Consider the following 17,410-nt stretch of genomic DNA (forward strand, 5'->3'; position numbering starts at 1 on the left):
CGGGGGTGCCTTGCATTTGGGTTCCGCGCGAAACCTGTGGGAGTGAGCTTGCTCACGAAGGCCTCGGGGCAGGCGAATCATCTGTGTCTGACACGCTGCCTTCGCGAGCAAGCTCGCTCCCACATGGATTCCGCCGACGAGTTGAGTTGGCTATTTTTTGCACGATCGCACAAGGCTTCTATAGTTGATGTGACACGAATCAATTGCGGTGGCGCCATGGAAGACATTTTCGTCGTGAAGCGTTGCAACAAGATCGTCATTCACGGCCGCCGCGCCGGAGACAGCCAGCAGGAACCCGCCGAAGCGTCGGCATGGTTTCGCATCTGCGACACACGCACCGCTGGCTTCATCGGCGACGGCTTTGACGAGCAAGCGGATGCTCAGCGCGAATGTCAGCGCCTCAACGCAGCGAGTTCTCAACTACCGGCCCGCCAGCACTCCGGCTGATGCCCGGCAACAGCGGGTCTATACTGAAACCAGCTGATGGAGCAGCACCCCAACGGCAAAACGCTCGCTACTTGCGGGCTTTTTGTTGCGGTTCAGCGGTTTCATTGAACGGAGGTGTTCCATGTCCGAAAAAGAGTCCATCACTACCCTCCTCACCCTGCTCGACGCCCGCCAGGCGCGCCTGGCAGCCGCCTGCAAAGAGATCGCCGACTGGGTCGACCATCAGGGCGGTCACCCGACGGCATTACGCATCCGCGATCGACTTCACGATATCGAAAAAGACGCGCCGCTGATTCGCGACACGCTCTCGACGCTCAAGCCGATTGACCGGCCGTTACCACGGTTCAGATAGGCGTCAGCGTAAAAGTCCTCTCTGCGTTGGCGCAGAGAGGACGGCAGTTATCGGTTTCCCGGCGCCTCAGTCACCCTTGCCCGTGCGCGTACCGCCGTGGCTGTGCTGTCCGCCGACGCGCGCCTTTTCCGCACGGTCGACTTTCACGTTGACTGAATTCCCGCCCTTCTTGCCGGCTTCCTTGATTTTTTGCGAATCCTCGGCGAATGGTTGGTCCTTGTGATGATGGGTCATGGTCCTGTCCTCCACAGAGTTGTAGTCACACTTCACAGACTCTAGATTGCACAAACTTCAGTTCAACTTCCCGCCGACAAATGGTTATGACTGCCAAGCGAAACGGCAATTAAATTCAGCCGCCGCTTTATGACCAACCCGACCTTTAAAACTTATACGAAGCGGCATGATAAACACCGCCTGTATAAGTTTCATCACAAACATACCGTTCATCGGCCTAAGTAAAAATTTTCAAAACATTCTCCGCCGGCTCGTAATCGGAGTAGATGTCCGGTGCAACAATGGACACAACTAGCGAAACGTTAATTGATATCGGAGAGCTATCATGACTACAGGAAATAAAAATCCAGGTAACTTCGCGAACGATCGTGAGAAGGCGTCTGAAGCTGGCAAGAAAGGCGGCCAGGCATCGGGCGGCAACTTCGCCAATGACCGTGAGAAGGCATCCGAGGCTGGCCGCAAAGGTGGTCAAAACAGCCACGGTGGTGGCCGCAAGTCCTGAGTGAGCAGCACAAGGGCAGCCCTGCTGCCCTTTGAAATCGGCTGATGGAGCGCAATCATGAGAACGGTAACGGCTTCTGCACGAGGCGAAGTGCAACGAAACAAGGGGGCAGAAGTGTATCCCGAAGCAGCGCGCAGTTCGCAAGTGACGAGGTCGGATGTTTCGCCTGTGTCCCCTTGTGTTGAAAGACAGCAAATCAGTCCACGATACAGGGAAAGCGTTCAGCAGGAATGTTATGAACGCCGGGAACTTACTGTTAACGCAGAGAACTCCCGCACTGCGAATACACAACCTACTTATGAGCGCTCTTCTTAGCAGACCGGCCAAACTTGTAGTTACAAGACAAGCGAGACCCCAAACAGCAAACCAATCAGCTAACTAGTCAGCACTTTGCGAATGACGACGGCACGCAGTTTGTGCATCCTTGATTCGCCAGTTGCTATATAGAGAAATGAGGAAGTTTGAAATGGCACAAGATAAACAAGGCGGCATGTCGGTAAACGAAGCAGGTAAAAAAGGTGGGGAAGCCACTTCAGCTTCGCACGACAAAGAGTTCTATCAGGAAATCGGCAGCAAGGGCGGCCAGAACAGCGGCGGCAACTTCAAGAACGATCCGGAACGGGCCGCTGAAGCCGGGAGCAAAGGTGGCCAGAACAGCGGTGGCAATTTTGCCAACGATCGGGACAGAGCGTCCGAAGCTGGCAGCAAGGGCGGCCAGAGCAGCGGCGGTAACTTCGCCAATGATCGGGAAAAAGCCTCTGAGGCTGGACGCAAGGGTGGTCAAAACAGCCATGGTGGCGGGCGCAACAGTTGATGCGCCAAGTGCGGGGGAGCGTGGCTCCCCCGCCCACTTTCATTCAAGCGAAATTACAGCTATTGCTTAGGAGTCCTGACCAGCCGAGGGAATCGCCATGCCTGTTCACGTCATCAACTTCACCGGCCCGATCAACGCCTCGACCTGCGGTCAATTGATCGATAAAGCCTCGCTCGCCGTAAAGGAAGATGCACCCAGACTGATCGTCAACATCGCCACCATGGGCGGTGAATGCAGTTACGGTTTCACGATGTACAACTTCCTGTTGGCCCTGCCTATTCCCGTGCACACCCATAATCTGGGAACCGTCGAGTCGATGGGCAATATTGTCTTTCTGGCCGGCCAGCGCCGGACCGCCTGTACCCACAGCAAGTTTCTGTTTCACCCTTTCCATTGGCATCTGCAAGGATCGGTCGATCATTCGCGCATGTCGGAATACGCCATGAGCCTGGATTATGACCTGCACCTCTACGCGCAAATCGTCGCCGAACGCACGAGCAACGGGAAGAACGCGCTGGAAACCGAGAAATATCTGACGGCGGCTCCACGCATCATCAATCCGGAAGAAGCGTTGCATTCCGGTTTGATCACGGCGGTGGAGAACACCGAGGTCCATGCAGATTTCGTCTGCTCGTGCATCTATTCGTAAAAGTGCAACTCAATAACGCGTCCCCGTTGGCGCGTTTTTCCATGCATGCAATATGGCCTTCAGCGCTTGGGCAGACGCGCTTCTCCACTGAAGAAACAACCTTGAACAAGTCGTGAGCCGATCATCCCGCCACCGGCAATTTCTCTGAATTATTCATTTCGCCAGCCCTCCTTCTATATAAGTCACCGGAGAAAATGTATGAGCGCAGCGGATCTGTACGTGATCGATTACCTGCTTCACGCAAAGCCCAGGTCTTTCGTCATCCGCACAGCTAACATGAACAATGCCGAAGCCTGGCAATGGGCAAGTTGCGATGCGGGCATTTCGCCGATTGCGCGTCCCGGCCGTCCTCCGTTGAAACGTTATTCCAAGCCAATGGCGGAACGCTTTGGTGTAACTCAAGTGCAGTGGCGGGCATCGGTTCCGCTGATCTGGGAGGAGGATCACGCAAAATGACTGAACACATTTTGAAATTCGGTTTCGGCCGATCCTGGGATGACGAGATGGCCGACAACGCCGCGATGTTTCGCGAAGCTGACTTGCTCGAAGAAGCGGCCTACAAACTCATCGAGGACGACACGGACAATCCTGAAGCCTGGGCTCGTTTCACCGAAGCCAAGGCTCTGGCCGACGCCAAGCGAACGGCGGCCTTTCAGGACTGGATGCGCATCAAACGTGCGATGAGCAAGCCCCGCTCGAAATAGCAGACTGACGGGTCATGGCTTGAGGATCAGCAGCGGCTCGCCCTTTGGCACGATATAAGTCGCCAGTTCCACCCCCTTGTCGCTGCCGATGTTTTTCGCCACATGCGCAACGCCCGCCGGAATGAACAACGAATCGCCGGCCTTGAGTGTCACTGGCGCTTGCCCTTCAAGCTGATACTCGAACGTGCCGCTGATGACATAGGCGACTTCCACGCCGGGATGAGCATGCCGAGGCGAGGTGACGCCAGCGTCGAAATCGATACGCGCCTGAATCACTTCGCGATTGTCAGCGCCGAGATCCTGGCGAACCAGGTCGGTGCGGCTCAGACCTTTCTGCCAGCTCGTTGCCGGCGCATCCGCCGCATGGGCGAAGCCGGTCAGGGCGGCGAAGACAACGGCAGAAGCCAGAAACAGTGGACGGTACATGGTGATGCCCTCTTTATCGTGATGTTGGTGTGAGGGCTACTTTGGGCTCGGCATGTAGGGCGGATGTGTCTCGAAAGCTGGTTTTGGTGTTGCCATGTGTATCCGTTGAGGGTGGATACACGCTCATACAAACCTGTCACGTGCCGCAGTCAAAAGCCCCTGTCTGAAGGCGCTGATCCTTGTCGAGTCCGCCAGCCTGACCACGCACGGGCCATGCCGGGCGGGAATCTGTAAACTGGCGCGAATTTCATTCACTAGAACAAAGGTTGCCCATGGCCAATCAAGACATCACCTTCACCCCCGATCCGGACACCGATTCGATTTCCTCCGACGTCGCCACCTTCGGCGGGATCATGGTCTCGACGCAGATCCCGACCCGCGCCGATGGCAGCCTGGAACTCGGCGGCATCACCGAGCAAAGCGAGTGCACGCTGCAAGCGTTGAAAGTCGCACTGGAACGTGCAGGCAGTTCGATGGATCGCGTAATGCACTTGACCATCTACCTCACCGACATGGGCGATCGGGCGGCATTCAACGAAGTGTACAAACGCTACTTCGCCAAACCGTGGCCGGTGCGCGCAGCGGTAGGCGTGGCCTCGCTTGCGGTTGAAGGAATGCGTGTGGAAGTCACGGCGATGGCGGCCAAGGGCTGATCGAATTTGCGGATGTCACTCAATGATTTTCGGATGACACTCCGCTTTCGCGAGCAGGCTCGCTCCCACAGTGGATGTATTCCGGCCCGGAGCTAACCCTGTGGGAGCGAGCCTGCTCGCGAAGAGGCCGGCACATTCAACACAATAGCTTGCTGACCTTTGCCAATCGCCAGCCACCACCGGGCAGCACACACGTGCCCGCCGCGCGTTTCAGGGGTAGAATGCGCCCCTTGCCCGTGACCGCCTGACTAAATAACTATGTCCTTGCCCAAGCATCACCTGGAATTGCTCAGCCCTGCCCGCGATGTCGCCATCGCTCGCGAGGCCATCCTGCATGGCGCCGACGCCGTGTACATCGGCGGCCCGAGCTTCGGTGCGCGCCACAACGCCTGCAACGAAGTCAGCGAAATCGCCGAACTGGTCGAATTCGCCCGCCGTTACCACGCGCGCATCTTCACCACTATCAATACCATCCTGCACGACAACGAACTGGAGCCGGCGCGCAAGCTGATCCATCAGTTGTATGACGCTGGCGTCGATGCGCTGATCGTCCAGGATCTGGGCGTGATGGAGCTGGATATTCCGCCGATCGAGCTGCACGCCTCGACCCAGACCGATATCCGCACGCTTGAGCGAGCGAAGTTCCTCGATCAGGCCGGGTTCTCGCAGCTGGTGCTGGCCCGCGAGCTGAACCTGCAGGAAATCCGCGCCATTGCCGATGAAACCGAAGCGGCCATCGAGTTCTTCATCCACGGCGCGCTGTGCGTGGCCTTCTCCGGCCAGTGCAACATCTCCCACGCGCAAACCGGCCGCAGCGCCAACCGTGGCGACTGCTCCCAGGCCTGCCGCTTGCCCTACACCCTGAAAGATGAAAAGGGTGGCGTGATCGCCTACGAAAAACACCTGTTGTCGATGAAAGACAACAACCAGAGCGCCAACATCCGCGCACTGGTCGAGGCCGGCGTGCGTTCGTTCAAGATCGAAGGTCGCTACAAGGACATGGGCTATGTGAAGAACATCACGTCCTATTACCGCCAGCGCCTCGACGAAGTGCTCGAAGACCGCCCGGACCTGGCCCGCGCTTCCAGCGGCCGTACCGTGCATTTCTTCCTGCCTGATCCGGAAAAAACCTTCCACCGTGGCAGCACCGATTACTTTGTCACCGATCGCAAGATCGACATCGGCGCCTTCGATTCGCCGACGTTCACCGGCCTGCCGGTCGGCACCGTGGAAAAAGTCGGCAAGCGTGACATGCAGGTGGTGACGCACGAGCCGCTGTCCAACGGTGATGGTCTGAACGTTCTGGTCAAACGCGAAGTGGTCGGTTTCCGCGCCAACATCGCCGAAGCCAAAGGCGAGTTCGAAGAAGACGGCGAGAAGCGCTACCGCTATCGCGTCGAGCCGAACGAAATGCCCGAGGGCCTGTTCAAGTTACGTCCGAACCACCCGTTGAATCGCAACCTCGATCACAACTGGCAGCAGGCGTTGCAGAAGACTTCTTCGGAACGTCGCGTGGCCCTGAGCTGGTTTGCCCGCCTGCGTGAAGAACAGCTGGAAGTGACCGCGACCAGCGAAGAAGGCATCAGCGCCAGCGTCACCCTCAACGGGCCGTTCGGTGTCGCCAACAAGCCAGAGCAAGCGCTGGAGCAACTGCGTGACCTGCTCGGCCAACTCGGCACCACGCAGTACCACGCCACTGACGTCAGACTTGATGCGCCGCAAGCGTTCTTCATTCCCAACTCGCAGCTCAAGTCCCTGCGCCGTGAAGTGATCGAAGCACTGACTGCAGCACGTGTCGCGGCGCATCCGCGTGGCAGCCGCAAGGCCGAAACCACGCCGCCGCCGGTGTATCCGGATTCGCACCTGACCTTCCTCGCCAACGTCTACAACCAGAAGGCGCGCGACTTCTACCACCGTCACGGTGTCAAGCTGATCGACGCAGCGTACGAAGCCCACGAAGAGCCGGGCGAAGTGCCGGTGATGATCACCAAGCACTGCCTGCGTTTCTCCTTCAACCTGTGCCCGAAACAGGCCAAAGGCGTGACCGGCGTTCGCACCAAGGTCGCGCCGATGCAGTTGATCCACGGCGATGAAGTGCTGACGCTGAAGTTCGATTGCAAGCCCTGCGAGATGCACATCATCGGCAAGATGAAAGGCCACATCCTCAATCTGCCGCAGCCGGGCAGCGTGGTCGGTCACATCAGCCCTGAAGACCTGATGAAAACCATCCCGCGCGCACCGCACTGAGTGACCGGCGTGTGCGGTGCTTCGACATCGCGCACGCCTGCTTGGCTCAAGCGCGTAAATCGCAGGCATAAAAAAACGCCAACTTCTTGCGAAGTTGGCGTTTTTTCGTAGATGGCAGGGGCGGCTGGATTCGAACCAACGCATGGCAGGATCAAAACCTGCTGCCTTACCGCTTGGCGACGCCCCTGTAGCTCTGGTCAGCGGCTCCGTGAGGATCGCTGTGAGAACGGGGCGCAATTTATCAACATTCGTTTCGTTTGGGAAGCCTGAGATGAAATATTTTTTGTTTTAAAACAGCCACTTATTATTTTCGCGCGAAAACCTTGGGTTTGGCTCCCGTGTATCACAGTGTGTACGCGCCCCGCTGCCATACACACCCTTGCAAAAAACATGTTCAGCGACACAGAGCGGATACCTCGCCACGCTTCAATGCCTCCACGGTTTCAAGGGTTCATCTCGTCCCTTGACCACAGGCACGCAAAGGAGACGTCAGCATGAAACAGGCTCTGCACACCTCAAAAATCACCCACGCGCTCGGCTTGTCGATGCTGGCGCTGTCGCTGCTCGGCGCGGTTGGCAGCGCTCAGGCGCAAACCACTGAACCGGCCGCCGTGAGCTATTCGACGCCCTCACCTTTCGGCCCGCTGAAACACATCAAGGCCGGCGTACTTGATGTGGCCTACGCCGAAACCGGTCCTGCCGACGGTCCCGTGGTGATTCTGCTGCACGGCTGGCCCTACGACATTCACAGCTACGACGAAGTCGCGCCCCTGCTCGCCGCCAAGGGTTACCGCGTGCTGATGCCGTATGCACGGGGTTACGGCGATACGCAGTTCCTCTCCGAAGATACCCTGCGCAACGGCCAGCCGGCGGCGCTGGCCAGCGACGTGATCGACTTCATGGATGCGCTGAAAATCAAACAAGCGGTGCTTGGCGGCTACGACTGGGGCGCTCGTTCGGCTGACATCGTCGCAGCGCTGTGGCCAGAGCGGGTCAAAGCGCTGGTGGCAGTCAGTGGCTACCTGATCGGCAATCAGGCCGCCGGGCAAAATCCGCTGCCGCCGAAAGCCGAATTGCAATGGTGGTACCAGTTCTACTTCGCCACCGAGCGCGGCCGCGCCGGCTATGAAAAGAACACCCACGACTTCGCCAAACTCATTTGGCAACTGGCTTCGCCGCAGTGGAAGTTTGATGACGCCACCTTCGACCGCAGTGCCAAGGCGTTGCAGAACCCTGATCACGTCGAGATCACTGTGTTCAACTACCGCTGGCGTCTGGGCCTGGTGCAGGGCGAGGCGAAATATGCCGCGCTGGAAGAGAAGCTTGCGACTGCACCGTCGATCAGCGTGCCGACGATTACCCTGGAAGGCGACGCCAATGGCGCGCCGCATCCCAAGCCTGAGGACTATGCCAAGCGTTTTACCGGGAAATATCAGTTCAGGCTCGTTGAAGGTGGGGTCGGACACAATTTGCCTCAAGAGGCGCCGAAGGCATTCGCCCAGGCAGTAGTGGATGCCGACCAACTCTGAAGAAAACCTCCGGGGTCATTGAAACGGCTGGTTCTATTTGACCAGCCGTTTTTCCTTCGAAGGCCGATAACCGAAGTACGAGCTGTAGCACTTGCTGAAATGGCTCGGTGAGACGAAGCCACACGCCACCAACACTTCCACCTGTGACAGCTCCGTGTGTTGCAGCAGGCGTCGCGCCTCGGTGATGCGCAGTTCCAGGTAATAGCGCTGTGGCGTGGTGCCCAGTTGTTCCTTGAACAAACGCTCGAGCTGGCGTCGTGAGCGGCCGGCGTAGACGGCCAGTTGCTCCAGCTCCAGCGGTTCTTCCAGGTTGGCGTCCATCAGCTTGATCACTTCACGCAACGGCGCACTGACGCAGATGTTTTCATCCGGTTTGATCCGCCGGTAGCGCGACTCTTCGAAGGCGAGGATGTCTTCGATGCCCTCGACCAACGCTTTGCCATGCAAGCCCTTGATCCAGTCCAGCGCCATGTGAAACGCCCCGGACGGGCTGGAGGCGGTGAGGCGATCGCGATCAATGACGTAGGGTTCGCTGCTGACGTGGGTGCTCTTGGCGATTTCGGTGAGCGCCGGGCGATGTTCCGGGTGGATCGAGCAGCGATAGCCATCGAGCAAACCGGCGCGGCCGAGAAACCACGATCCATTCCACAATCCGGCGAGGCTCACGCCCCGCTCCGCTGCCGACTTGAGCAAGCCGATGAATTCGTCGCTGGCGCGCAGCTCGGTGCGATAACCACCGCAGACCACCAGCAGATCCAGCTCGTTGAGCGCAGCAGAATCCAGCCGCGCATCGGGGCGGATGACCAGGCCCAGATCGCTGATCACCTCGCCATCGCCGAGGCCGAAGGTGCGCGACGAGAAAAGTCCCGGGCGCAACAGGTTGGTAGTGACCACCGTGTCCAGCGCCTGGGTGAAGGCCGGCAGCGAAAAGTGTTCGAGCAAGAGGAAACCGGTGCGGGTCACGCCGGTGTTATCGGGGTTCTGTTCATTCAGATAGCGAAGGTTCTTGCCCTTCATGCCACCACTGAATTGACGTCGTTCAATCAAGGTCGGGTCCATCGGTCGTTGTTATGCGGCGATAGTTGGCCGGTTCTGCGCAAGAGTCAATCATGGCCGTGACTGGTGCTTCACACCGGACGCAGGTACGGCCATCAGCCCAACCACCCAATCAATAAAAACCCGCAACTTCAGGCTGACATGCCGGTTCGGCGGATAGGCCAGATAAAGCGGCATCGACTCAAGCTGCCAGCCTTCAAACAATTGCACCAGTTCGCCCCGCGCCACATGCGCATCAGACATATACGTCGGCAGCCACAACACACCCATGCCCGCCAGCCCCGCCGCCAAATAGGCATTGCCGTCGTCGACCGCGAGCGCATGCCGACCCTTGATGTGCATCTGCTCGGTGCCGTTGTGCAAAGCGTACGGCACTGGTTTGCCGGTGCGGGCCCAGAGGAAAGCGACGACGCGGTGATGGGAGTCTTCCAGTTCGCGCGGATGGTCGGGCGTACCTTCGCGAGCCAGATAAGCCGGTGCGGCAAATACGCCCAGTGGCAGATCGGCAAGCTTGCGCGCCATCAGCGATTGATCGAGCAGCTCGCCGCCGCGCACCACGCAATCGACGTTCTCATCGATGATGTCGACGATGCGGTCGCTCACGCCCATGTCGATCTGAATGTCCGGGTAGCGCGCATGAAATTCCGGTAAGGCTGGCACCAGGATCAGCCGCGCGAACGGGCTCGGCACGTCGATGCGCAAGCGCCCGCGTGGCCGTGCAGCGGCGCCGGGCAGGCTGGTTTCGGCGTCGTCCATGTCGGCGAGTAGCTTGACCACGCGTTCGTAATACGCGGCGCCATCAGCGGTGACGTTGACCTTGCGCGTGGTGCGGTTGAGCAGCTTGACTCGCAGCCGCGCCTCCAGTTGCTGCACCAGTTGCGTCACCGTGGTCTTGCTCATGTGCAAGGTTTCGGCCGCCTTGGTGAAACTGCCCGCCTCGACCACCCGGGCAAAGGCCTGCATCGCATCGAATCGGTCCATCCGCGCCCCTCGATTGTTTGGGATTTGCAAACAGTGAACGCCAAGCTTGCGCGTTTATCCGGCAGCTGCAAATACCTAAAGTCGCTCCATCAACCACTGATGGAGTCAGCACCATGTCTAAGCGCGATGTCGTTTTCCCACCTGCCCGCCATGCCCTGTACGAGCGTCACCGTTACTCGCCGGCAATTCGCTCCAACGGTTTTCTGTTTGTCTCCGGACAAGTCGGCAGCCGCGAGGACGGTTCACCCGAGGCCGATTTGCCCGGTCAGGTGCGCACGGCGTTCAACAACCTCAACGCGATCCTCGCTGCGGCCGGTTGCAGCTTCGACGACGCGGTGGATGTCACTGTGTTCATGGTCGATCCGCACTCGACGTTCGAAACAATCTGGAGTGTGGTCCCAGAGTTCTGGGGCGAAGCGCCGTTCCCGACTGTCACCGCTGTCGGCGTGACCTGGCTGGCGGGTTTCGATTTCGAGATCAAGGTGATTGCGAAACTGCCCGAAGCGGCCTGACCGGCGCCGCACACAAACAGACACAACGCGCCGGCACGGAGGCTGGCCAATCTCCTCGCGAATGCGTATAACCTCGCCGTTTCGTCTACCCTGACGTGGCGCGCCGCTCTGTAGCGGCAGCCCTTCGAATGTTGACGCTTATGAAACGGAGAATTCTATGTTCAAGCGTACCCTCGCCCTCACCGCCGGTCTGGCGCTGTCCTTTTCTGCCCTGATGACGCAGGCCGCTGATGTCCTGCGCGTCAGCGCGATTCCCGACGAAGCTCCGACCGAGCTGCTGCGCAAGTTCGAACCGCTGGGTGCCTATCTTGGGCAGCAGTTGGGCATGAAGGTGCAGTTTGTGCCTGTCGCCGACTACCCGGCGGTGGTTGAAGCGCTGGCCACCGATCGCCTCGATATGGCCTGGCTCGGCGGTTTCACTTTTGTGCAGGCACGTTTGAAGACCGACGCCACCACGCCAGTGATCCCGCTGGTGCAGCGCGAGCAGGATGCGCAGTTCACCAGCAAATTCATCACCGCCGACCCGAACGTGAAAAGCCTCGCCGACCTCAAGGGCAAAACCTTCGCCTTCGGTTCGGTGTCGTCCACCTCCGGCAGCCTGATGCCGCGTTACTTCATGCTGAAAAACGACGGCATCAAGCCTGAAGGCTATTTCAGCCGCGTTGCCTATTCCGGCGCACATGACGCCACCGTTGCCTGGGTGCAGGCCGGCAAGGTCGATGCCGGTGTGTTGAACGCCAGTGTCTGGCAGAAACTGGTCGACGCTGGCAAGGTCGACACCGATAAGGTCAAGGTCTTCGCCACCACCCCGACCTACTTCGATTACAACTGGACCGTGCGCGGCACCCTTGATCCGAAGCTGGCCGCGAAAATCAAGAAAGCTTTCCTCGACCTCGACCCGGCCAACCCTGAGCAGAAGAAGATCCTCGATCTGCAGGCCGCCAGTCGCTTCATCGACACCAAGCCCGAGAACTACAAGGGCATCGAGGAAGCCGCCCGCGCCGCCGAACTGCTGAAATGACCCTACGCCTCACCCAGGGCAGCCTGCGCCATGCCAATGGCGTCGATGCCCTTCGCACTATCGACGTACAGATTGGCACTGGCGAACAGGTCGCGATCATCGGCCCGTCCGGCGCGGGCAAATCAAGCCTGCTCAATCTGCTGGCGACCGCGCTCAAGCCCAGCAGCGGCGAGATCGAAGTGCTCGGCGAACGTGCCTGGCACCTGTCGGCGCGCCAGCGGCAGCGCCTGCGTGCGCGCATCGGTCTGGTGCATCAGGCGCCACCGATTCCGCCGCGTCAGCGGGTGATTACGGCCGTGCTGGCCGGCAAGCTTGGCCAGTGGAGTCTGGGCAAAAGTCTGCTGAACCTGCTGCATCCACTGGATGTGGCGGGCGCTCGCGCGGCGTTGGCGCGACTGGATCTGGGCGACAAACTGTTCGCCCATTGCCAGCAATTGTCCGGCGGGCAATTGCAGCGCGTCGGCATTGCGCGGGTGCTGTATCAGGCGCCGGAAATATTGCTCGCCGACGAGCCGGTGTCAGCGATGGACCCGGTGCTCGCCGGCCACACATTGTCGATCCTGTCGCGCCATGCTCGCGAGCACAACGTCACGCTGGTGGCGAGCCTGCACGCGGTAGATCTGGCGCTGGCACACTTTCCACGGATCATCGGTTTGCGCGACGGGCAGATTCTTTTCGACTGCCGTTCTGACGAAGTCAGTCGCGACAAGCTCGATGCGTTGTACGCCAATGAACAACTGCAATCGCCTGCACCAGCGGCCGCGCCTTTGATTGTGCAGATTCCGCGATGCTGAAGGCCGATTCACGGGACCCGGCGGCGTGGCCGCGACTGTTGCTGACGCTGCTGGCGCTGGCTTTGCTATGGCCGGGCATTCAGCTCAGTGAGCTGGACCTGGGCGTGTTGTTTCAGGCCGATAGCCAGAACGAAATGGGCCGTTTCGTTTCGGCATTCTGGCCGCCGGCGCACGATCAAGGGTTCCTGCAACTGCTGCTCAAAGCCACCCTGCAAACCCTGGCGATTGCCACGGCGGGCATGGCCCTGGCGCTACTGCTGGCAGTGCCGGCGAGCCTGATCGCCAGCCGCGCGCTATCGCTCTCGGCGGCGTCCCGGGGCGGCGTGCCGAGCCTGCTTGGGCGGTTGCTGCGCTGGCCGGTTCGCGGCTTGCTGATCTTTTTGCGCAGCGTGCCGGAAATCGTTTGGGCGCTGTTGTTCGTCCGCGCGGTCGGCCTCGGCCCGGCGGCGGGTGTGTTAGCCATCGCTATCACCTACAGCGGCATGCTCGGCAAGGTCTACGCAGAAATTTTCGAATCCACCGACCAGCGTCCGGCGCACGCGTTGTTGCAGGCCGGCAGCGGTCGACTGGCGGCGTTTGCTTACGGCACGTTGCCGAACGTCGCCGCCGAATTGCTCTCCTACACCGTCTACCGCTGGGAGTGCGCGATCCGTGCCTCGGTGGTGATGGGCTTTGTTGGTGCCGGTGGCCTGGGGCAACAGATTGACTTGTCGATCCGCATGTTCGCCGGCGGTGAAGTCGCCAGCATGTTGCTGACGTTCCTGCTGCTGGTGCTGTGCGCCGATCAACTCAGCCGTTTGCTGCGCTGGAGGCTGACATGAGGCGCCTGATCAATCTGCTGTTGCTCGCCGCCATTGCGCTCTCGGTAGTCGCGTCTTTCGCTTATCTGGAACTGGATCTGGCCGAACTGGGCAGCGCCAACAGCCTCAAGCAGATGGGCAGTTATGTGCAGCGCTTTCTCAGCCCTGACTTGAGCGCCAGTTACCTGAAAGCCATCGCCCACGGTTCGCTGGAAACCCTGGCCATGTCGGCCCTCGGCACCCTGCTCGCGGCGTTGTTCGGCATCGTCCTGGCGCTGCCCGCCGCCGGGCGTTTCGGCTGGCCGCTGCAAAGTGCGGCGCGTCTGCTGCTCAACGGCTTGCGGGCGATTCCGGAACTGGTCTGGGCGGCGCTGATGGTGCTCGCCGCCGGCCTCGGCCCGAACGCCGGCACCCTCGCCCTCGCCCTGCACACCACTGGCGTACTCGGCCGACTGTTCGCCGAAGCGCTGGAAAACACCCCGCCGCAACCGGCCGAGGCGATCCGCTTGCAGGGCGGCAATCCGATCGTCGCGTTCTGCTACGGCACCCTGCCCAACCTCGCCCCGCAACTGCTCGCCTACTGCCTGTATCGCTGGGAAAACAACATCCGCATGGCCAGCGTGCTGGGTTTTGTCGGCGCTGGCGGGCTGGGGCAGATGCTGTATGTCAGTCTCAGTCTGTTCCAGGAAGCCCAGGCCAGCACGGTGATTCTGGCGATGCTGTTGCTGGTGTTTCTGGTTGACTGGCTGAGCGCCTGGAGCCGGCAGCGTTGGGTCAAAGCGTAGGCCGAGTGGATATCTGGCAAAAGCTGATTATGCTTCAGGAAACCTTGCAGCCCTGCGAGGCGGTCAGACTGTGCAAGCTTCACGCGAGAGCAACGGCGGCAGATGCCAACGGGCCAGAGTGCGACAGGCAGTAACGGGGGACTCCGGCCTACAACAATAAGCACGACGGAGAACACCCATGGCCACAATCGACACAGCATCCACCGGCACACCGCCCCGCAGCGGCGGCATCACCAGGGAGGAGCGCAAGGTCATCTTCGCTTCCTCGCTGGGCACGGTTTTCGAGTGGTACGACTTTTACCTCTACGGCTCACTGGCGGCGATCATCGCCAAGCACTTCTTTGCCGGCGTCAACGAAACCACCGCGTTCATCTTTGCCCTGCTGGCCTTCGCTGCCGGGTTCGCCGTGCGGCCGTTCGGCGCCATCGTCTTCGGGCGCCTGGGAGACATGATCGGGCGCAAACACACGTTTCTGATCACCATCGTGATCATGGGCGTGTCGACGGCAATCGTCGGTCTGCTGCCCGGCTACGCAACCATAGGCGTCGCAGCCCCGGTGATCCTCATTACCCTGCGCCTGCTCCAGGGTCTGGCGCTGGGCGGAGAATACGGCGGCGCCGCGACCTACGTGGCCGAACACGCGCCACGTAATCGCCGTGGCTTTTTCACCTCGTGGATTCAAACCACCGCCACTCTCGGTCTGTTCATGTCGCTGCTGGTGATCCTCGCCTGCCGCACGGCGCTGGGCACCGAAGCGTTCGAGGCGTGGGGCTGGCGGATTCCGTTTCTGCTGTCGATCATTCTGCTGGCCGTGTCGGTGTACATCCGCCTGCAACTGAGCGAGTCGCCGGTGTTCCAGAAAATGAAGGACGAAGGCAAGGCCTCGAAGGCGCCGCTGACCGAGTCCTTCGCGCGCTGGGACAACCTCAAAGTGGTGATCATGTCGCTGCTCGGCGGCACCGCCGGGCAAGCGGTGGTCTGGTACACCGGGCAGTTCTATGCGCTGTTCTTCCTGTTGCAAACATTGAAGATCGATCCGCAGACCGCCAACCTGCTGATCGCCGGCTCGCTGCTGATCGGCACGCCGTTCTTCGTGATTTTCGGCAGCCTGTCCGATCGCATCGGGCGCAAGCCGATCATCATGGCCGGGTGCATCTTGGCTGCGCTGACGTACTTTCCGATCTTTCATGCGCTGACCCAGTACGGCAACCCGGACGTGTTCGTCGCCCAGGAAAAAAATCCGGTCAAGGTGATCGCCAGTCCCGAGCAGTGCTCGTTCCAGTTCGATCCGGTGGGCAAGGCCAAATTCACCAGCTCCTGCGACCTGGCCAAGACGCTGCTGGCGAAACGCGCGATCCCGTACGAGAACGTCGCCGCCGAACCGAACACGGTGGCGCAGGTGCGCATCGGTGATCGCGTCGTCGAGAGCTTCGAAGGCAGCGCCCTCCCCGCCGCCGACTTCAAGACCCGCAACGACGCCTTCACCGCCAACCTCGGCGCGGCGCTGAAAGAAGCCGGTTACCCGGAAAAAGCCGACCCGGCGAAAATCAATTATCCGATGATGCTGCTCCTGCTGACCGTGCTGGTGATCTACGTGACCATGGTGTATGGCCCGATCGCCGCGTGGCTGGTCGAGCTGTTCCCGACGCGCATCCGCTACACCTCGATGTCGCTGCCCTACCACATCGGCAACGGCTGGTTCGGCGGCTTCCTGCCCACCGTGGCCTTCGCCATGGTCGCCGCCACCGGCGATATCTACTACGGGCTGTGGTACCCGATCGTCATCGCAGTGGCGACGGCGATACTCGGCACCTTCTTCCTGCCGGAAACCAAGGACCGCGACATTCTCAAGGACTGAAATCGCTGTTGCGCCCTCTCCTGCGGGAGAGGGCCTCGCCGCTGAAAAATTTCGAACGTCTGCCGCCGCGCTGTCTCCAATGTGTACACCCACAGGAGGCCAGCGCCATGAACCCCAACGACGACAAAACCCCCAACGCCCCGCCCACCGATGCCAGCGGTAAACCGGTGAACGTGGTCGAACGCGATCTGCAGGACCGTGACGACAAAACCGAAGGCGTGGACAAGGTCATCACGCCGTCTTCCACTCGGGTCAAAGAGCAGGAAGCGGAAGAACTGCAGCGCAAGGTCGATGAGATCGAGCGCAAAGTGGCGGACGGTAACTGACTGCGGCGTGGCTGTGGCTGCGGCTTTGAGCGGCGGCTGTCAGCCCGATGACCCAAAGCTGATTTCCTACAGAATCGAACTACACCCCTCATCGACTTCACGTGCATCACAAGCGAAGCGTCTGACAGATTTGAATCGTCCGTTTGGGGATGATGTCTCCCTCGTCCCGCCAGTGACGACAACGAGCCCACATCCCCCTTAGACTGCTTCACATTGATCACGGAGGTCATTATGAGCGCTGAACTTTCACTTATCGTTTCAGACTTCGAAACCGAAGAAGAGGCTGCGGAATACGACCTTTGGTTTCGTGCGCAGGTCCAGGAAGCACTTGATGATCCGCATCCGGGCGTTCCTCACGATGAAGCTATGATACTGCTCGCCCAAATGCTCGAAGAGAGGCGCAGGAGCCGCCGCGCTGCTGGTTAGATGGAGCAACAAGGCTCTTGCTCAACTGGCTGACATCTGCGAATACATCGACCAATTCAACTCCACCGCTTCGATTTCTATGGAACGCAAGGCTGTAGCAGCGGCGGAAAAGCTTTCATCCATACCCTATGGTTTCCGATCTGGTCGAGTGCAAGGCACACGTGAGATGGTGATTCATCCTAACTATCTGCTGGTATATCAGGTGAATGGGGTCATCAAAATACTGACGGTACTTCACGCTCGACAAAAATATCCGCGATCCCCTCCACACTAAAAAAAGGCGGCCAACCGGCC

The 17,410-nt window shown here is 59.9% G+C and carries 23 protein-coding genes and 1 tRNA gene; 19 read left to right on the plus strand and 5 right to left on the minus strand.

The window, feature by feature from the left end; genetic code table 11:
• Positions 1–216: 216 nt before the first annotated feature.
• Both ACZ0AZ_RS23825 and ACZ0AZ_RS23830 read left to right on the plus strand, forming a co-directional pair.
• Entirely contained in the window at positions 217–447 is a 231-nt protein-coding gene (locus ACZ0AZ_RS23825) for a hypothetical protein (RefSeq protein ID WP_039764049.1), read from the plus strand.
• 121 nt (positions 448–568) lie between these two features.
• The gene (locus ACZ0AZ_RS23830; protein ID WP_016774936.1) at positions 569–799 is read left to right on the plus strand and encodes a hypothetical protein; all 231 of its coding nucleotides are present in this window, start codon (positions 569–571) and stop codon (positions 797–799) included.
• A gap of 66 nt (positions 800–865) precedes the next feature.
• Here ACZ0AZ_RS23830 and ACZ0AZ_RS23835 read toward each other — a convergent pair whose 3' ends face one another.
• Positions 866–1,033, minus strand: a complete 168-nt coding sequence (locus tag ACZ0AZ_RS23835; protein ID WP_133336327.1) for a con-10 family general stress protein — start codon at positions 1,031–1,033, stop codon at positions 866–868.
• A gap of 325 nt (positions 1,034–1,358) precedes the next feature.
• Here ACZ0AZ_RS23835 and ACZ0AZ_RS23840 point away from each other — a divergent pair, with 325 nt between their 5' ends.
• From ACZ0AZ_RS23840 to ACZ0AZ_RS23860, 5 genes are all read left to right on the plus strand, one after another.
• Positions 1,359–1,535 (plus strand): con-10 family general stress protein, encoded by a 177-nt coding sequence (locus ACZ0AZ_RS23840; RefSeq protein WP_039764047.1) that lies wholly within the window; start codon positions 1,359–1,361, stop codon positions 1,533–1,535.
• Positions 1,536–2,001: 466 nt separating this feature from the next.
• On the plus strand, positions 2,002–2,349 hold the full coding sequence (locus tag ACZ0AZ_RS23845; RefSeq protein WP_039764046.1) for a con-10 family general stress protein: 348 nt from the start codon (positions 2,002–2,004) through the stop codon (positions 2,347–2,349).
• Positions 2,350–2,446: 97 nt separating this feature from the next.
• On the plus strand, positions 2,447–2,998 hold the full coding sequence (locus ACZ0AZ_RS23850) for an ATP-dependent Clp protease proteolytic subunit (RefSeq protein WP_039764045.1): 552 nt from the start codon (positions 2,447–2,449) through the stop codon (positions 2,996–2,998).
• 198 nt (positions 2,999–3,196) lie between these two features.
• Positions 3,197–3,454 (plus strand): DUF6555 family protein, encoded by a 258-nt coding sequence (locus ACZ0AZ_RS23855; RefSeq protein ID WP_463538300.1) that lies wholly within the window; start codon positions 3,197–3,199, stop codon positions 3,452–3,454.
• A complete protein-coding gene (locus ACZ0AZ_RS23860) occupies positions 3,451–3,702 on the plus strand; it encodes a hypothetical protein (RefSeq protein ID WP_052269162.1) in 252 nt (83 codons plus the stop codon). The genes ACZ0AZ_RS23855 and ACZ0AZ_RS23860 overlap by 4 nt, the downstream gene beginning before the upstream one ends.
• 12 nt (positions 3,703–3,714) lie before the next feature.
• On the opposite strand, the gene ACZ0AZ_RS23865 is transcribed toward ACZ0AZ_RS23860, so the two are convergent.
• Positions 3,715–4,128 carry a cupin domain-containing protein gene (locus ACZ0AZ_RS23865; protein ID WP_463538302.1) on the minus strand — a complete coding sequence of 138 codons (414 nt, stop codon included), beginning with the start codon at positions 4,126–4,128 and terminating at the stop codon, positions 3,715–3,717.
• Between the two features lie 272 nt (positions 4,129–4,400).
• Between ACZ0AZ_RS23865 and ACZ0AZ_RS23870 the strand changes: the two genes are divergently transcribed.
• Positions 4,401–4,781 carry a RidA family protein gene (locus ACZ0AZ_RS23870; protein ID WP_039764040.1) on the plus strand — a complete coding sequence of 127 codons (381 nt, stop codon included), beginning with the start codon at positions 4,401–4,403 and terminating at the stop codon, positions 4,779–4,781.
• Positions 4,782–5,039: 258 nt separating this feature from the next.
• Complete coding sequence (locus ACZ0AZ_RS23875) at positions 5,040–7,028, plus strand: peptidase U32 family protein (protein WP_463538303.1); 1,989 nt, start codon at positions 5,040–5,042, stop codon at positions 7,026–7,028.
• A 112-nt stretch (positions 7,029–7,140) separates the two neighbouring features.
• Here the strand turns inward: ACZ0AZ_RS23875 and ACZ0AZ_RS23880 are convergent.
• Positions 7,141–7,215 (minus strand) — tRNA-Gln (locus ACZ0AZ_RS23880).
• A gap of 307 nt (positions 7,216–7,522) precedes the next feature.
• Here ACZ0AZ_RS23880 and ACZ0AZ_RS23885 point away from each other — a divergent pair.
• Positions 7,523–8,557, plus strand: a complete 1,035-nt coding sequence (locus ACZ0AZ_RS23885) for an alpha/beta fold hydrolase (RefSeq protein ID WP_463538304.1) — start codon at positions 7,523–7,525, stop codon at positions 8,555–8,557.
• 33 nt (positions 8,558–8,590) lie between these two features.
• Here ACZ0AZ_RS23885 and ACZ0AZ_RS23890 read toward each other — a convergent pair whose 3' ends face one another.
• The gene (locus ACZ0AZ_RS23890; RefSeq protein WP_071172615.1) at positions 8,591–9,616 is read right to left on the minus strand and encodes a GlxA family transcriptional regulator; all 1,026 of its coding nucleotides are present in this window, start codon (positions 9,614–9,616) and stop codon (positions 8,591–8,593) included.
• Between the two features lie 48 nt (positions 9,617–9,664).
• A complete protein-coding gene (locus ACZ0AZ_RS23895) occupies positions 9,665–10,594 on the minus strand; it encodes a LysR family transcriptional regulator (RefSeq protein WP_463538305.1) in 930 nt (309 codons plus the stop codon).
• 113 nt (positions 10,595–10,707) lie between these two features.
• Between ACZ0AZ_RS23895 and ACZ0AZ_RS23900 the strand changes: the two genes are divergently transcribed.
• The 9 genes from ACZ0AZ_RS23900 to ACZ0AZ_RS23940 all read left to right on the plus strand — a co-directional run bounded on the left by ACZ0AZ_RS23900 (position 10,708) and on the right by ACZ0AZ_RS23940 (position 17,390).
• Positions 10,708–11,106: a RidA family protein gene (locus ACZ0AZ_RS23900; RefSeq protein WP_110645435.1), complete on the plus strand. Its 399-nt coding sequence runs from the start codon at positions 10,708–10,710 to the stop codon at positions 11,104–11,106.
• A 157-nt stretch (positions 11,107–11,263) separates the two neighbouring features.
• Positions 11,264–12,127, plus strand: a complete 864-nt coding sequence (locus ACZ0AZ_RS23905) for a putative selenate ABC transporter substrate-binding protein (RefSeq protein WP_463538306.1) — start codon at positions 11,264–11,266, stop codon at positions 12,125–12,127.
• Positions 12,124–12,921 carry a phosphonate ABC transporter ATP-binding protein gene (locus ACZ0AZ_RS23910; RefSeq protein ID WP_133336349.1) on the plus strand — a complete coding sequence of 266 codons (798 nt, stop codon included), beginning with the start codon at positions 12,124–12,126 and terminating at the stop codon, positions 12,919–12,921. The genes ACZ0AZ_RS23905 and ACZ0AZ_RS23910 overlap by 4 nt, the downstream gene beginning before the upstream one ends.
• Positions 12,915–13,742, plus strand: a complete 828-nt coding sequence (locus ACZ0AZ_RS23915) for a PhnE/PtxC family ABC transporter permease (RefSeq protein WP_463538307.1) — start codon at positions 12,915–12,917, stop codon at positions 13,740–13,742. Before ACZ0AZ_RS23910 ends, ACZ0AZ_RS23915 begins: the two co-directional genes overlap by 7 nt.
• Complete coding sequence (phnE, locus tag ACZ0AZ_RS23920; RefSeq protein WP_463538308.1) at positions 13,739–14,506, plus strand: phosphonate ABC transporter, permease protein PhnE; 768 nt, start codon at positions 13,739–13,741, stop codon at positions 14,504–14,506. The genes ACZ0AZ_RS23915 and phnE overlap by 4 nt, the downstream gene beginning before the upstream one ends.
• A 178-nt stretch (positions 14,507–14,684) precedes the next feature.
• Positions 14,685–16,364: an MFS transporter gene (locus ACZ0AZ_RS23925; protein ID WP_039763542.1), complete on the plus strand. Its 1,680-nt coding sequence runs from the start codon at positions 14,685–14,687 to the stop codon at positions 16,362–16,364.
• Positions 16,365–16,471: 107 nt separating this feature from the next.
• Entirely contained in the window at positions 16,472–16,690 is a 219-nt protein-coding gene (locus ACZ0AZ_RS23930; protein ID WP_129999464.1) for a hypothetical protein, read from the plus strand.
• 231 nt (positions 16,691–16,921) lie between these two features.
• Entirely contained in the window at positions 16,922–17,116 is a 195-nt protein-coding gene (gene relB / locus ACZ0AZ_RS23935) for a type II toxin-antitoxin system RelB family antitoxin (RefSeq protein ID WP_039763548.1), read from the plus strand.
• 46 nt (positions 17,117–17,162) lie between these two features.
• On the plus strand, positions 17,163–17,390 hold the full coding sequence (locus ACZ0AZ_RS23940; RefSeq protein WP_240997437.1) for a type II toxin-antitoxin system RelE/ParE family toxin: 228 nt from the start codon (positions 17,163–17,165) through the stop codon (positions 17,388–17,390).
• Positions 17,391–17,410: the final 20 nt, after the last annotated feature.

The sequence above is a fragment of the Pseudomonas sp. AC239 genome (genome assembly GCF_979258545.1).

Excerpts from the sequence above, each read along its gene's own strand:
- ACZ0AZ_RS23835 (WP_133336327.1), bottom strand. The coding sequence starts at position 1,033 with ATGACCCATCATCACAAGGACCAACCATTCGCCGAGGATTCGCAAAAA.
- ACZ0AZ_RS23850 (WP_039764045.1), top strand. The coding sequence starts at position 2,447 with ATGCCTGTTCACGTCATCAACTTCACCGGCCCGATCAACGCCTCGACC.
- ACZ0AZ_RS23885 (WP_463538304.1), top strand. The coding sequence starts at position 7,523 with ATGAAACAGGCTCTGCACACCTCAAAAATCACCCACGCGCTCGGCTTG.
- ACZ0AZ_RS23855 (WP_463538300.1), top strand. The coding sequence starts at position 3,197 with ATGAGCGCAGCGGATCTGTACGTGATCGATTACCTGCTTCACGCAAAG.
- ACZ0AZ_RS23895 (WP_463538305.1), bottom strand. The coding sequence starts at position 10,594 with ATGGACCGATTCGATGCGATGCAGGCCTTTGCCCGGGTGGTCGAGGCG.
- ACZ0AZ_RS23845 (WP_039764046.1), top strand. The coding sequence starts at position 2,002 with ATGGCACAAGATAAACAAGGCGGCATGTCGGTAAACGAAGCAGGTAAA.
- ACZ0AZ_RS23915 (WP_463538307.1), top strand. The coding sequence starts at position 12,915 with ATGCTGAAGGCCGATTCACGGGACCCGGCGGCGTGGCCGCGACTGTTG.
- ACZ0AZ_RS23900 (WP_110645435.1), top strand. The coding sequence starts at position 10,708 with ATGTCTAAGCGCGATGTCGTTTTCCCACCTGCCCGCCATGCCCTGTAC.
- ACZ0AZ_RS23910 (WP_133336349.1), top strand. The coding sequence starts at position 12,124 with ATGACCCTACGCCTCACCCAGGGCAGCCTGCGCCATGCCAATGGCGTC.
- ACZ0AZ_RS23860 (WP_052269162.1), top strand. The coding sequence starts at position 3,451 with ATGACTGAACACATTTTGAAATTCGGTTTCGGCCGATCCTGGGATGAC.
- ACZ0AZ_RS23840 (WP_039764047.1), top strand. The coding sequence starts at position 1,359 with ATGACTACAGGAAATAAAAATCCAGGTAACTTCGCGAACGATCGTGAG.
- ACZ0AZ_RS23825 (WP_039764049.1), top strand. The coding sequence starts at position 217 with ATGGAAGACATTTTCGTCGTGAAGCGTTGCAACAAGATCGTCATTCAC.
- ACZ0AZ_RS23930 (WP_129999464.1), top strand. The coding sequence starts at position 16,472 with ATGAACCCCAACGACGACAAAACCCCCAACGCCCCGCCCACCGATGCC.
- ACZ0AZ_RS23875 (WP_463538303.1), top strand. The coding sequence starts at position 5,040 with ATGTCCTTGCCCAAGCATCACCTGGAATTGCTCAGCCCTGCCCGCGAT.
- ACZ0AZ_RS23830 (WP_016774936.1), top strand. The coding sequence starts at position 569 with ATGTCCGAAAAAGAGTCCATCACTACCCTCCTCACCCTGCTCGACGCC.
- ACZ0AZ_RS23865 (WP_463538302.1), bottom strand. The coding sequence starts at position 4,128 with ATGTACCGTCCACTGTTTCTGGCTTCTGCCGTTGTCTTCGCCGCCCTG.
- ACZ0AZ_RS23925 (WP_039763542.1), top strand. The coding sequence starts at position 14,685 with ATGGCCACAATCGACACAGCATCCACCGGCACACCGCCCCGCAGCGGC.
- ACZ0AZ_RS23870 (WP_039764040.1), top strand. The coding sequence starts at position 4,401 with ATGGCCAATCAAGACATCACCTTCACCCCCGATCCGGACACCGATTCG.
- phnE (WP_463538308.1), top strand. The coding sequence starts at position 13,739 with ATGAGGCGCCTGATCAATCTGCTGTTGCTCGCCGCCATTGCGCTCTCG.
- relB (WP_039763548.1), top strand. The coding sequence starts at position 16,922 with ATGAGCGCTGAACTTTCACTTATCGTTTCAGACTTCGAAACCGAAGAA.
- ACZ0AZ_RS23890 (WP_071172615.1), bottom strand. The coding sequence starts at position 9,616 with ATGGACCCGACCTTGATTGAACGACGTCAATTCAGTGGTGGCATGAAG.
- ACZ0AZ_RS23905 (WP_463538306.1), top strand. The coding sequence starts at position 11,264 with ATGTTCAAGCGTACCCTCGCCCTCACCGCCGGTCTGGCGCTGTCCTTT.